Annotated in this window: 9 protein-coding genes; 7 read left to right on the forward strand and 2 right to left on the reverse strand. The window is 53.2% G+C overall.

What is annotated here, in order from left to right:
* Window positions 1-236: 236 nt before the first annotated feature.
* A complete protein-coding gene (locus tag ADINL_RS02315; protein WP_036543553.1) occupies window positions 237-1,106 on the forward strand; it encodes a DMT family transporter in 870 nt (289 codons plus the stop codon).
* Between the two features lie 69 nt (window positions 1,107-1,175).
* On the opposite strand, the gene ADINL_RS02320 is transcribed toward ADINL_RS02315, so the two are convergent.
* Window positions 1,176-2,132 (reverse strand): AraC family transcriptional regulator, encoded by a 957-nt coding sequence (locus tag ADINL_RS02320; RefSeq protein WP_036543555.1) that lies wholly within the window; start codon window positions 2,130-2,132, stop codon window positions 1,176-1,178.
* 378 nt (window positions 2,133-2,510) lie between these two features.
* On the opposite strand from ADINL_RS02320, the gene ADINL_RS02325 reads away from it, so the two are divergent.
* From ADINL_RS02325 to ADINL_RS02335, 3 genes are read left to right on the forward strand one after another with little or no spacing between them, the layout of a single operon-like run.
* Window positions 2,511-3,650: an efflux RND transporter periplasmic adaptor subunit gene (locus tag ADINL_RS02325; RefSeq protein WP_239644318.1), complete on the forward strand. Its 1,140-nt coding sequence runs from the start codon at window positions 2,511-2,513 to the stop codon at window positions 3,648-3,650.
* On the forward strand, window positions 3,647-6,850 hold the full coding sequence (locus ADINL_RS02330; RefSeq protein WP_036543558.1) for an efflux RND transporter permease subunit: 3,204 nt from the start codon (window positions 3,647-3,649) through the stop codon (window positions 6,848-6,850). Before ADINL_RS02325 ends, ADINL_RS02330 begins: the two co-directional genes overlap by 4 nt.
* Window positions 6,843-8,237: an efflux transporter outer membrane subunit gene (locus tag ADINL_RS02335; RefSeq protein ID WP_036543560.1), complete on the forward strand. Its 1,395-nt coding sequence runs from the start codon at window positions 6,843-6,845 to the stop codon at window positions 8,235-8,237. The genes ADINL_RS02330 and ADINL_RS02335 overlap by 8 nt, the downstream gene beginning before the upstream one ends.
* A gap of 7 nt (window positions 8,238-8,244) precedes the next feature.
* Here ADINL_RS02335 and dinB read toward each other — a convergent pair whose 3' ends face one another.
* Complete coding sequence (gene dinB, locus ADINL_RS02340; RefSeq protein ID WP_036543562.1) at window positions 8,245-9,291, reverse strand: DNA polymerase IV; 1,047 nt, start codon at window positions 9,289-9,291, stop codon at window positions 8,245-8,247.
* Window positions 9,292-9,924: 633 nt separating this feature from the next.
* On the opposite strand from dinB, the gene ADINL_RS02345 reads away from it, so the two are divergent.
* The 3 genes from ADINL_RS02345 to ADINL_RS02355 form a co-directional block, all read left to right on the forward strand.
* A complete protein-coding gene (locus tag ADINL_RS02345; protein WP_036543564.1) occupies window positions 9,925-10,662 on the forward strand; it encodes a type IV toxin-antitoxin system AbiEi family antitoxin domain-containing protein in 738 nt (245 codons plus the stop codon).
* Window positions 10,659-11,591, forward strand: coding sequence for a nucleotidyl transferase AbiEii/AbiGii toxin family protein (locus ADINL_RS02350; RefSeq protein WP_036543566.1), 933 nt, complete (start codon window positions 10,659-10,661; stop codon window positions 11,589-11,591). Before ADINL_RS02345 ends, ADINL_RS02350 begins: the two co-directional genes overlap by 4 nt.
* Before the next feature lie 58 nt (window positions 11,592-11,649).
* Window positions 11,650-14,311: hypothetical protein (locus tag ADINL_RS02355; protein ID WP_051632490.1), on the forward strand; the 2,662-nt coding region annotated here is incomplete at its 3' end.

A 14,311-nucleotide genomic window follows, 5' to 3' on the forward strand; every position in this document is an offset into this window, starting at 1 on the left:
AGATGGGTATACTTGCCTCCGCAATTGCTGCTTCTGCTACACCAACTCTGATTGGTAGTCTTCCGTTCGCGCTAAATAAGCCACCATCCTGTTCTCCTCCCCCTATGGCACATCAACCGCCAAGGAATTCTGTTGAATACACGCTTATAACACGCTGAGTCTGATCTTTTACTGAGCAACACTTGCTCATAACAGACACAGTTAGTCATATGCTTCTCAACTACGGGAAACAGAACATGTGTATTAATCGCACTGTGTTACTCTCTTATAGTGCCACGTCACTATTTGTACTGCTATGGAGCAGTGGTGCTATATTTTCCAAGTTAGGCTTAGAGTCGGCATCGGCCTTCGCCTTCTTACTCCTGCGTTTCGCCCTTGCACTGATCATACTACTGATAATCGGTGTGTACCGACGACAAGTATTACCCAAACGGGGAACTCGCCTACGCGTTGCAATCACTGGATTGCTGCTGATCGGCAGCTATTCGATTTGTTATATCCTGGCTTTAGACCATGAAGTAACACCCGGCACACTGGCCACCCTGCTTGGGGTACAACCCATACTGACACTGTTTATCACCGAACGCCGCTACTCAATACAGCGTCTCGCGGGGTTGGGCCTGGCACTGACTGGGCTAATACTGATCGTTTACCAAAACCTGGGTTTAAGCCAGTTGCCGATTACCGGAGTGCTGTTTGCACTGGGTGCTCTGACAGCTATTACCACAGGTTCTCTGCTACAAAAGGGAGAGAAGCAAAGTCCCTTAGCTGTCCTGCCTTTGCAATACGCTATGACACTGCTACTGTGCCTGCTATTCGTGCCCTATCAACCGATAGAAGCCACTCCAAGCAAGCAATTATTTATCGCGCTGTTCTGGCTTGCTGTGGTGATATCGATCCTGGCGACACTGTTGATGTACAAGTTGATTCAAGCTGGCAACCTCGTCAATGTGACTAGCCTGTTTTATCTTGTTCCTGGCGTAACCGCCATTATGGATTACCTGTTTTTAGGGAATGCTCTGCCGCTGCTGAGTCTTATCGGGATGCTGGTCATTCTGTGCGGACTAACGCTGGTCTTCAAAACAAGACCACTGCAATCGACTTAACGGTCTGGCGATGACAGGGATGTCATGGCATGGGATTGACGTCCGGCTGATACGTTAGACTTAATCGAATCAAGCTGGCTGCCCCCTTGATCCCAGCAACAGCTGCACATCAGCTCTGGGAGGTGAACCAAACAGGCGACTGTATTCCCGGCTGAAGTGAGACGGGCTCTCATAACCTACCCGGTAGCTGGCAGTCGCAGCTTCCAAGCCCTCGACCAGCATCAACCGCCGTGCTTCGAGCAAGCGCAACTTCTTTTGAAACTGCAGTGGCGACATTCTGGTCACCTGCTTGAAGTGGTGGTACAGCGTGGATTCACTCATGTTGGCGGCTTCGGCCAATTCACGAATGCGTAGCGGCTTGGTGTACTGATCCTTCAATACCGAAATAACCGTGGAAATCCGGTGTGAGTGAGACTCGGCAGACGCGAACTTACGCATACGCGCGCCCATCTCCCCCATCAACACCCGGTACAGAAGTTCCCGACGTACAAGCGGTGCCAATATGGCAATATCTCTGGGAGAATCCAACAAACTCAGCAGGCGAAAAAGCGTCTCCTGCATCAGCTCATCCATGCTTGATACACACAGACCACACTCCACCTCCGAGCAGGACGACTCATAAGGGTCCAGTGGTGCGGCTTTGTCACCCAGTTCCGCCACTAGATCCGCCACCTCTTGTGGATCCACTTTGAGTTTCAGCCCGAGGTAGGGATACTCGTCAGACGCGTCGATGACTCGTCCCAGCACCGGCAGATGAACCGAACTGGCCAGATAATCGAGTGGTTTGTAGGTGATTTCGCGATCACCCAGCTGTATAGACTTGGTACCCTGTACTACGAAGCACAGAGAAGGTTCATAGACAGCTGAACTACAACTGACAGGCTGGTCGGATCGAATCAGCTCTACGTCATCAATCGCAGTCGCCTGTATGTCCTGTTGTGTCGCCCATTTGCCCACAACCCGAGCAAGGCGCTGCTGCATGCTGAGCATGGAATGTACAGAAACCTCAGGAATGGTGGCAGTCATCAGCGAATCCCCCTTCGACAGAAGTATAATCTGTCTCAACCTGGAACATGCAAGTGTTAACGCAATTTTTGCAGGATCAGGCAATGACCTTGGAGAAACCAGCAACTGGATACTTCCAACTCCAGACAACCAACAGAATCAGGCAAGCTTCCCGCAGAAACCCGCTACCCTTTTCCACTATACAACCTATATCGTTTAAATCCTGGTGAAAAACAGGCTGCCTGTCGAATTCGTGTTAACCCAACCGACTTATTCAAGCAATCCAACCGATGACCTGGCAAGCGGGAGCGCTCATAAGGCGACTCTTATATTCAGATATTGGAGTGACAAACAATGGAAAATGAGATAACGAAGCGTGTCAGCAGATCAGGCCGGCTGATGGGCCTGGTCATTATACTGACAGTATTATTGGCTGGCTGCGAGGCGCAAAGTGATGACACAATGATTGCGCCGCCTCCACCAGAGGTTGATGTAGCTGAAGTTATAGTGGAACCGGTTACCCTTTGGGAGTCGTTCACTGGTCGGGTAGTAGCTCCGGAAACGGTTGATTTACGCCCCCGGGTCAGCGGTTACATAGATGAAGTAGCCTTTGAGGAAGGCGAACTGGTGAAAGCTGGCGATCTGTTATTCCAGATTGACCCTCGTCCCTACAAAGTTCGTGAACAGGCCGCTCATGCAGAACTGGCATTGGCGAACAGTCAGTTGCAACTGGCCAGCAGTGAAGCTAACCGGGCAAGGACGCTAGTGGAAAGACAAGCCATTTCCCGCGAGGAGTACGACCAGCGTAACGCCGCCTTGCTGAGTGCCAGAGCACGGGTGCAAGTAGCTCAGGCCGCGCTGGACACTGCCGAGCTAGACCTCCAGTACACGCGCATAACCGCACCGATCAGTGGCCGTGCTGGCCGAGCACTGGTCACCCAGGGTAACCTCGCCAACGCGGATCAGACGCTACTGACCACCCTGGTGTCTGTCGACTCGGTACACATCTATTTCGATGCCAATGAAAAATCCGCCATCAGCAACCAGCAACTGCTGGCCAACGGCGGACCTAGTGACGTGCGCATCACGCTGGGAGAAGAGCAAGGCCAGCAGTTTTTGGGATATCTGGACTTCGTCGACAACCAGCTGAATCTGGGCACCGGCACTCTGCAGTACCGTGCCTTACTCCAAAACCAACAGGGTCTGATCAGGCCAGGCCAGTTTGCCCGCGTAGAAATGCCGGTGGCCAGACTGGACAGTGCGCTCATGATAAACCGCAAGGCGGTACTGACGGATCAGGACCGGCGTTACGTCTATGTTGTGGATGAGAACAATCGTGTGATGACACGACAGGTCGACACGGGCCACCCGGTAGGCGAGCTATTGGTGATCAATAACGGACTCAATCGAGGTGACCGAGTGATTATCAATGGTGTGCAGAAGGTATTTGCTACGGGCATGGAAGTCAGACCGCAACTGATCGCCATGCGAGAGTTACCTCTGAACATGCTTGCCGCTGCCCAGGAGTTGTCACAGTGAATGTCTCCAGATTTTTTGTGGACCGCCCCATATTCGCAGCGGTATTGTCCATCATCATTTTTGCCATCGGCTTGATCTCCATCCCTAACCTGCCGATCAGTGAGTATCCGGAAGTCGTCCCGCCATCGGTGATGGTGCGTACTGTCTATCCCGGTGCCAACCCCAAAGAAATTGCAGAAACGGTTGCGACACCACTGGAAGAAGCCATCAGCGGTGTTGAAGATATGATGTACTTCAAATCCGTAGCGGGATCAGACGGTGTCCTGCAACTGACAGTCACTTTCCGACCAGGCACCGATGCAGAGGAAGCCACTGTGCGAGTGCAAAACCGTGTCAGTCAGGCTCTGGCTCGGCTACCGGAGGAGGTGCGCCGCCAAGGCGTAACCACCCAGAAGCAGTCGCCAACTTTTCTGATGGTGGTTCACCTGACATCGCCCAATGACACCTACGATACCCTGTACTTGCGTAACTATGCGCGGCTACATGTGCGTGACCGACTGGCTCGTATTCAAGGTGTAGGAGATGCTCAGATATTCGGTGGCGGAGATTACGCTATGCGTGCCTGGCTGGACCCGGATCGTATCGCCGCCCGTAACCTCACCGCCGGTGATGTAGTGCGGGCCATGCGTGAGCAGAACGTACAGGTATCCGCTGGACAGATCGGTGCAGAACCCGTAGCGCACAGCGACTTCCTCACCCTGATCAATGCCCGGGGGCGGCTGGAAACCGTGGAGGAGTTCGGTGATATCGTGCTCAAACGTGGTGATAACGGCGAAATACTGCGATTGAAAGATGTGGCGCGGCTGGAGATGGGGGCCGGTGACTACACGCTGCGCGCCCAACTCGACAGCAAGGACGCGGTGGCCATCGGTATTTTCCAGGCGCCGGGGGCCAACGCACTGCAGATACGTAAAGAGGTCATTGCCAGCATGGACGAGATGGCTCGGCTGTTTCCTGATGATGTGGCATACGAGGCTGTGTATGACACCACCATTTTTGTCAATGACTCCATCAAATCAGTCATCGCCACGTTGCTGGAAGCCGTGCTGCTGGTCGTACTGGTGGTCACCCTGTTCCTGCAAACCTGGCGGGCATCCATCATCCCACTGCTGGCAGTACCTGTGTCAGTGATCGGCACCTTTGGCGCGCTCTACCTGTTAGGCTACTCCATAAATACCCTGACCCTGTTCGGGCTGGTGCTGGCCATCGGCATAGTGGTGGATGACGCCATCGTGGTGGTAGAAAATGTTGAACGCAACATTGAGGAGGGCCTCGCACCACTGGCAGCGGCCCATCAGGCAATGCGGGAAGTGTCAGGCCCCATCATTGCTATTGGTCTGGTGCTGTGCGCGGTGTTTATCCCTATGGCCTTCCTCTCCGGCGTAACCGGGCAGTTTTACCGGCAGTTTGCGGTAGCCATTGCCATCTCTACAGTAATCTCGACCATCAACTCACTGACCCTGTCCCCCGCCCTGGCGGCCATGTTACTCAAACCTCACGGTGCGCCAAAAGACCGGCTGCAACGCACTATCGACGCCCTGTTTGGCTGGATCTTCCGTCCTTTCAACCGATTTTTCAACGCCAGTGCAGTGAAATATGAAAAAGGTGTATCCCGCTCCCTGCGTCGTCGAGGCGCCGTATTTGTGGTTTATGCGCTGTTACTGACCGGTACCGGAATGATGTTCAAGGTGGTACCGCCGGGCTTTATTCCAACCCAGGACAAACTCTACCTGATCGCCGGGGTGCAACTGCCAGCCGGGTCCTCTTTGGAGCGTACCGACCAGTTGCTGCAGCAGGTAACCGATATCGCGATGGAAATCGAAGGTGTAGCCCACGCTATAGCCTTTCCTGGACTGAATGCGTTGCAGTTCACCAATACCTCCAACACCGGCGTGGTGTTCTTTACCCTCAAACCCTTCAGCGAGCGCAGTCTCAGTGCCGAGGAAATTAGTGCCCAAATCAACCAGAGAATCAGTGGATTAAAGGAAGGTTTTGCCTTCTCTTTTATGCCACCGCCGATTCTGGGATTAGGTAACGGCTCCGGCTACCAGCTGTTCATCGAGGACCGGGGAAACCTGGGCTATGGAGCCTTGCAGGATGCTGTGAACCAGTTTCAGGGTGCCATTATGCAAACCCCTGGCATGGGTTTTCCGATCAGCAGCTACCAGGCCAACGTACCCCAGTTGGATGTAGAAGTGGACCGGCTTAAAGCCAAAGCCCAGGGGGTAGAGTTGACCGAGTTGTTCGACACCCTGCAGACATACCTGGGATCTACCTATGTTAACGACTTCAATCGCTTTGGCCGCACCTGGCAGGTAATTGCCCAGGCCGATGCCCCTTACCGTGATAGTGTGGAGGACATTACCCGCTTACACACCCGCAATGATCGGGGTGAAATGGTGCCTATCGGTTCCATGGTCAATATTCGTCAGAGCTTCGGCCCAGACCCAGTGTTGCGCTACAACGGCTACCCCGCCGCCGATCTGGCCGGAGAAGCCGACCCTCGGATACTATCCTCCAGCCAGGCTATAGATATACTCACGGCACTGGCAAACGAGACCCTACCCGATGGCATGGCGTTCGAGTGGACCGACCTCAGCTATCAACAGACCACCCAAGGCAACGCCGCACTGGTGGTATTCCCACTGGCGATTCTGTTGGTGTTCCTGGTACTGGCGGCGCTGTATGAGAGTTGGACGCTACCCTTAGCGGTCATCCTCATTGTACCCATGTGTATGCTGTCGGCACTGATCGGTGTGTGGTTTGGCGACGGAGATAACAACATCTTCGTCCAGGTAGGACTGGTGGTGTTAATTGGCCTGGCCTGCAAGAACGCCATCCTGATTGTGGAATTCGCCCGTGAACTGGAGCTGCAGGGCCGCAGTATAGTGGAGGCTGCACTGGAGGCCTGCCGCTTGCGCTTGCGCCCCATCATCATGACCTCCATTACCTTTACCGCCGCAGTGGCACCCCTGGTGCTGGCCACTGGCGCAGGAGCCGAAGTACGCCAGGCACTTGGCACCGCGGTGTTTGCAGGCATGATTGGGGTCACCCTGTTTGGCCTGTTCCTGACTCCGGTTTTCTACGTGGCACTGCGCAAGCTTTCCGGCAGCCACCCGCTGAAGAGCCACCACACATCCACACTGGCAGCGAGTGATGACAAGAGCGAAGGCGTACCGCCAGGAGGTTTACATGTGTAAAGTGATCGTTTTCACCGCGGCACTGGCTTTACTGACTGGCTGTGCAGTCGGGCCAGACTATCAGGTACCGGCCACGCCGGAACCGCAAGCCTTCTCAGGAGGGGAAGACATCCTTGCAGGCCGTACTGATCAGCAACGCTTCTGGAAGGGGTTCGACGACCCCTTGCTGGAGCATCTGATTGACCAAACCCTGACGTCCAACCTTACCCTGGAAGAGGCGCTGGCCCGCTACGAGCGTGCCGCGGCACTGCTGTACGGCGCCGAAAGAGACCAATGGCCCAGCCTAACCGCCAATGCATCCGCTAGCGAACAGCACCTGGCCGACATAGAACAGTCGCCCCCAGGTACGGGGCCGGAGCGGGTACAGCGTTTTCAGGCTGGCGTGGTCGCTAGTTGGGAACTGGACCTGTTCGGCCGTCTAAGGCGTGCCACAGAAGCGCAACGAGCAGAACTGGAAGCTACGGGCGCTGATCTCAGTGCCATGCAATTGGCTCTGGCCGGGCAATTGACTAACAGCTATTTCGAGTTGCGCGGTTTGCAACAGCAATATCAGGTAGCACATCGAAACCTGGCGTTACAACAACAATCGCTGGATATTGTCGAAGCTCGGGTAGATGCTGGCCGGGGTACCGAGTTTGATAAAGCACGGGCACAAGTCCAGTTGGAGCTAACCCGCGCTGAACTACCGGCCCTGCAAGCGGATATCCGTGCGGCCATGCATCGCATAGCCGTGCTAACCGGACAGCCGCCACTGGCATTAGTTGAACAGCTGTCAGCCCAAAGTGGGCTACCGGAAGTTGTGCCAATGATCCCAGTGGACACCCCCGGCGACGTATTGCGCCGCCGCCCGGATATCGCTGCAGCGGAACGCCGCCTGGCGGCCGCCACGGCTCGCATCGGTGTAGCCACCGCCGACCTGTTTCCCCGCTTTACCCTAAGCGGACTGCTGAGCTCGGTGGCTGTCGACAGCGGTGATCTATTCACCGGCTCAGCAGAATCCCGCCGTGTTGCTTTGGGCATCGACTGGACGTTTCTGGACCATAACAGGGTCAAGGCGCGAATCGACGCCGCAGGTGCAGACAATCGCGCCGCACTTGCCAGCTACCAGCAAACCGTACTGGAAGCGCTGGAAGAAGTGGAGACACGGCTGGTGCGCTACCAGCGTGCACAGCAACGGGATGATCGCCTTGCGCAAGCCATGAATAATGCTGAGAAAGCCGTCGACCTGGCCCATGCTCGTTACGAAGAAGGCTTCATTGGCTACTTCGAAGTACTGACGACGGAGCAGGAATACGTCTCCACCCGGGATGCCGCTGTGCGTAGCCGCACAGAGGTCATCCTGGCTATGGTGGATGTATACAGGTCACTGATGGGAGCCCCGGATTAAGCGCTCATTAAAACAGCGACAGCTGATATTCCTGACGCTTGTCCGCCAGTCGATACCCGACGCCAAGCAGACGCACGGGACGCTCGCCTCTGGCCCAGCCAAGTTTAAGCAAAGCTTCGAACTGCTCAAGGTCGGGGGCCGGGTCAGCGTGTTCGACGGTGGTTTGGGTGAAGTCATTAAACTTCACTTTGACGATCAGACCGCGTACCGCCAGAGGTGGGTCAAGCCGTGCATAGCGGCGCTCCAGATCTTCGATTAAGGCAGGCAGTTCACGGCGACAAGCGTCTAGACTGGGTAGATCCTGCGCGTAGGTTTGCTCGGTACTAATCGATTTACGCTCGCGGTGGGTTTTCACCGGGCGCTCGTCGCGGCCCCAGCTGAGCTCATGCAGGCGCTTGCCAAAGCGGCCAAAATGTTTGATCAGTTCTGTGAGTGAGCGGGTTCGCAGATCGGCGCAGGTATGGATATCCAGCCCTGCCAGTTTTTCAGCGGTGCGAGGGCCAACGCCGTGAATTTTCTTCACCGGTAGCTGCTGCACAAAGCTGTCGACCTTATCCGGTGTAATCACGCACAGGCCATCGGGCTTGTTCCAGTCGCTGGCGATCTTGGCCAAAAATTTATTAGGCGCCACTCCCGCAGAGACAGTAATGCCCACTTCGCGCCTCACCCGGTCACGAATCGCTTCGGCCATTAACGTGGCACTGCCGTGATGCAGGGTAACGTCTGAGACATCCAGGAAGGCCTCATCCAGCGAGAGGGGTTCGATCAGTTCGGTGACTTCGCGGTAAATGGCAAACACCTGGCGTGCAACCGCTTTATACTTGGCCATATCGCCGCGAATGACGATTAACTGCGGGCAGCGTCTCAATGCTTGCCCCATGGGCATCGCTGAGTGAATGCCAAACTCGCGGGCAGGATAATTACAGGTGGCGACCACCCCGCGCTGCTCGACGCTGCCGCCAATGGCTATGGGGATATCTCGCAACGCAGGGTTATCGCGCATCTCCACTGCGGCGTAAAAACAGTCACAGTCGCAGTGAATGATCTTGCGCACTGGCCACCTTATATTAACTGTAAAAAAACACAGCTTATCATAGCATCAGGTTTTGATCTGGTCCGGCGTATTGGTGACCTGGCCGACTCGTTACTGGTGGCACGACCTATTGGCTGCCCCCCTACCTGCTCTGCGCAAGCCCCGCGCTGATTGAGCAACAAGGAGAACCCACTCACCCTGAAGCCTGCATCACGCAGCTCTTCCGCAAGAGATCAAGCTGGCTACCCCCTTGATCCATTGATCCATTGATCCACCTTGATCCACTAACGACGGAGCAGGAGTACGTCTCCACCCGGGATGCAGCCGTGCGTAGTCGCACAGAGGTCACCCTGGCCATGGTGGATGTATACAGGTCACTGATGGGAGCCCCGGATACAGCAGCTACCACTCTGTTGAATACGCTATAGTGTTAGCTTTATCACAAGGAGAAAAAATGTCCGAATTTATTATTACCACTTTCGATGGGGTTCCCGAAACCCCTCGAGGCTACGTGCGTGACCTGCATTTACGCTGGGTTACCGCAAGACCAGCAATAGTAACCATTTGAATAAAATCAATATATCGTAGTATGGCTACGAATTTAGCCATCAAACTAAATTGACTTTGGTTTGGGAAAGTTATATTAATCGTAGTATGACTACGACTAACTTAAGCAAACTAAAACTACTCTATACCCGGTTAACACCGGGAGCGCCTTTGGCTTCGGAAGATCTGGCGGCGCTGGGCATCTCCGCTGATCTCGCCGTTCACTATGTCCGGTCAGGTTGGCTCACACGCCTGGCACGGGGTATCTATTGCCGTCCAAACGATCCCCTTGCGTTGCACCCTAGTTTGTCGCTGTTGCAGCGTAAGTTGAAGGGGCTGCATGTCGGTGGTAAATCGGCACTGGACTGGTATGGTGTGCGCCAGTACGTGTCGCAACAGCCGTTACTGCACTTGTATGGCTGGAATGCCGGCCGGTTGCCGGAGTGGTTTACTGAGCACTTTCCTGCTGAATACCGCCGCAAGCGTTTGTTCGATGAACAGCCGGATGCCTTGTTGCATGTTGCCCCCTTTGAAAAACACAATGGAGCGCCACAGGTTTCGGCGCCTGAGCGTGCGCTACTGGAGCTACTGAGTGAAGTCGGTGTGCGCCAGTCTTTACAGGAAGCCCGCGAACTGGTTGAAAGCACCTACAGCTTACGTGCTGATGTGCTGCGTGAGCTGTTGCAACTTTGTACGAGTGTCAAGACCGTACGCTTGTGTCTTCAACTCGGTAAGGAAGGCTCATTGCCCTGGGTGAAGAAGCTCGATCCGGCCAACTTGCCCACGGGGAGTCACCAACCCTGGGTGTCCCGAACAGCTGATGGTATTTTGGTACTTAAATCATGAATCCTGCTTATCTTGATACTGCTCGTCTGCTAACGCAGGTTGCGCCTCTGCTGTTTGTGGATGACACCTTCGCATTGAAGGGAGGCACCGCGATTAATCTTTTTATACGCGATATGCCTCGTTTGTCGGTCGATCTCGATTTGGCTTTTCCAGATCATACACTGCCGCGTGAACAGGCGTTGGCCCGTATTAATGAAGCAATTTTACAAGCGGGAGAGCGGCTGAAAAAGCAAGGTTTCCAGATACATCTACCACCAGCCACCACTGGCGAAACCAAGCTGTTGGTGCGTAAAGACCGTATCGAAATCAAGGTTGAAGCCAACTTCGTATTACGCGGCACAGTTCAGCCTGTGCGCCAAGCCTCACTGATGCCTGTGGCCAGTGATGTATTGATGGCTGACCTGGAGATACCGGTGGTTTCGTTGGAGGACGTCTATGGCGGCAAGCTTGTTGCTGCACTGGATCGCCAGCATCCGCGTGATCTGTTCGATGTGATGCAGCTTTTCGAGCACGAGGGAATTACAGCAGGTATTCGGCGGGCCTTTGTTGTTTATCTGGCTTGCCACAACCGCCCCATACATGAAGTACTGTTTCCACAATTAAAAAAACTTGAACATGACTACCAGCATAACTTTGTGGGGATGACAGCTGACTCAGTCCCACTGGAGGCACTGCTTACAACCCGTGACCGAATGATCAAAGAGCTTCAGGCAGGGCTGGACGGGAACGAGCGAAAATTCTTGTTATCGTTGGTGGCGGGTGAGCCTGACTGGGGTTTGATGGGTATTGCTCACCTTGAACATCTGCCAGGTATTCAGTGGAAGTTACGTAACCTGAATAAACTGTACAAAACCAATCAGACAAAGTTTGCTGAACAGGCAGACTTGCTGGCCTCTAGGCTGGCTACTACAGTTAATTCCAATAAATGAGCATGGCTTAGCTATAGAGATAGAAACATCCATTATTAACAAATAAGGGAGACAATAAATGGCTAAAGAGTCGTCGAGAGAAAATCGTATGTCTCCTTCAGAGTTTATGCGCCAGCTTCGCCCTGAATACTATTCCGATACCGAAGATCACACAAAATATCAGCTAGATAGCCCAACACTTGAATACCACCTGGATACCATCACTTCCCGCAATCAGACTCACGAGTTTGAAATTTTTTGCCGCAAGCTATGTGAGCGCACAATTTGTCCGAATTTGAAGCCTGCCACTGGGCCTGAGGGGGGTGGAGATAGCAAAGCGGATACTGAGACTGTACCTGTTGCTGATGAAGTCGCAATACTCAATTATGTGGGAGAACCTAGGTCCAGTCAGGAGCGTTGGGCATTCGCTTTCAGCGCAAAGAAAAAATGGCCAGAGAAAGTGCGCAATGACGTGGCCGGAATAGTTGAAACAAGGCGTGGGTATCAGAAAATTTATTGTGTTACAGCGCAGTTTGCTAGGGCAAAAGATCGTGCACGGATCGAAGATGAGCTTAGCAATAAGTACGGTGTGACTATCACTATTCTCGACCGTAGCTGGATTGTCGATCAGGTGGTCGACTGTGATCGAAAAGATCTGGCATTTAACTACCTCGGTGTCGGGCAAGAAGTGGTTGATACGCATCGGCTCGGCCCGTCGGACTATTCTCGTTCCCGTCAGCTTGAAGATATCGAAAAGGTAATAGACGATCCTGATGCTTTTGTCGGGATGGAGATCCAGCGTGTGACGGAAGCGTTGATTGCAGCAAAACTTTCACGCAACTTGGAGCGACCTCGACCCGAAACGGACGGGCGGCTTGTCCGCGCCGTTCGTCTTGCTGAACGAGATGGTACTTACCGCCAGAAACTCGCAGCGCACTACGAGCAAATTTGGACTGCGTTCTGGTGGTTTGACGATATTGCCTACTTGAACGACAACTACAATGCTTTTGAGGCGTTAGTCATCGATACGGGTCACGCCAAAAATCTTGAGCTTTTGTGTAATTTGGCTCAGTTATTGTTTAACTCAGTAATTCATCAGCATCTCTCCTCTGATGAAGCAAAACTGAATGACCGGGTAGTTCGATTGATCACAAGACTACGGTCCATGGCCGCGGATGCCGAGAGGCCAAACAATGCACTTGAGGCTCAAACCTCACTCCTGGTGATTCAAGTCAATCAAGCGAATCTTAACCAGGATAATAAGGCGCTCAGTTCGCTCTGGCCGAAGTTTTCTGAAGTGCTAAAGCTAGCGAGGGGGCTTGGTGAGTTCTCTGTGGAGCGCTTGATTCAGTTGGTGGAAGTGTTTGGAAATATAGCTGGCAGTGATCCCGGCTATAAGCAGCTTGTGGATGACATGGCTGCTTTTGTATCTGAGCGTACAGGGGAAGCTCAGGGAGCGCTCATACTTCTTAAGCGTGCACAGCAATTGGGTTTCGAGAATAACTTTGAAATGATCAGGTTGTTGGGTAAGGCTGCCCGACAGCTAACGAAGAAAGAGTATGCCGAGTCGCTGATCGAAACCCTGCAGTTGCTCTCAATGGCCTATCGTAGCGCCGGATTGCTCTGGGCTGCGAGGGCGAGCTGTATTTTCGCAATAGCCTCGATATGTATTGAGGCAGAAGAGGACAACGATCTTCCGGCTTCCATTGTACCTACGATCATGATACTGGCTTGGGTCGCTGTTGAACTTCGACATATTCCAGATGCATTGGAAGCTATTCGATTGGCACGAGGGTGTGCGTCCAGCCTGCCTTTTGATGACTCCTCCCTGGAGCGTCTCGCAAAACGTCTTACGGAATTTGATCTCATTCTTGGTAGCCAGCTTCTGACTATTTCAGTGGAAGAGCTTCAGCAATTAACCAAGTTACCTGATGTTCTTGGCGGATTGGGATTGTATCAGAGCCGGAATTCCCTTCTTTATGTGCTTGGCTATGAGGGAACACTGCGGGATGAAGGGGTAATCCCGAAAGAAGAAACGAAAGAGGGGGCCGCTGAATTTTTCACGCTGTTGGCCAGTCAGCCTGCGTCTAGCAATCCGCATGGATCCATTATTCTTAACGGGATGAAATCGCAGTGTTACGTCTCAAGAGTACAGGGGATTTGTGTGGAGGTTTATCACCCGTGTTCTGAGTCTTCAATTCTTGCTGCGGAGGCTGTGGTTGGCTCAATCGAGGCGCTTTTTGCGACAGCAGTTGATCTTGGTGTAGTGGCACATACCGAAAGATTTGCTATTACCATCAATGAAAGTTCGGAATACCTGGCGCCTGATTTCAACATCAATTCCGACGATATGTCTGCAACCGTTCTGTGGCCAGCTAACATGTTTCCTGCAGAGTATACACACCAAGATATCGTCCAGAAAATGTTGGTCGGATTAGCCGCCGCAATACTTTCAGCGACCTGCTATTCAAAAGATTTTAAGCAAACCGTCGAATGCTTGTTTGAAAATGAAGCAGTGCTTGACCGAATAGGTATGATTGTTGTTATCGGAAACAGCCGACAGCGTGTTTTCGATAGGCGGCTATCGCGATTGAGCGATTGGACCGAAATGGTTACTTCGACATTTGAACTTAAATCATCACGTCCTATCATTAATCGCCTTGACCTCACTCCTGTAGGGAAGACTGGTGATACCACGTCAGATGAGGGTCTTGGCTCGCCCTGTAGTGGTCAAGTAAAAC

Source organism: Nitrincola lacisaponensis (assembly GCF_000691225.1).
Lineage (GTDB): Bacteria > Pseudomonadota > Gammaproteobacteria > Pseudomonadales > Balneatricaceae > Nitrincola > Nitrincola lacisaponensis.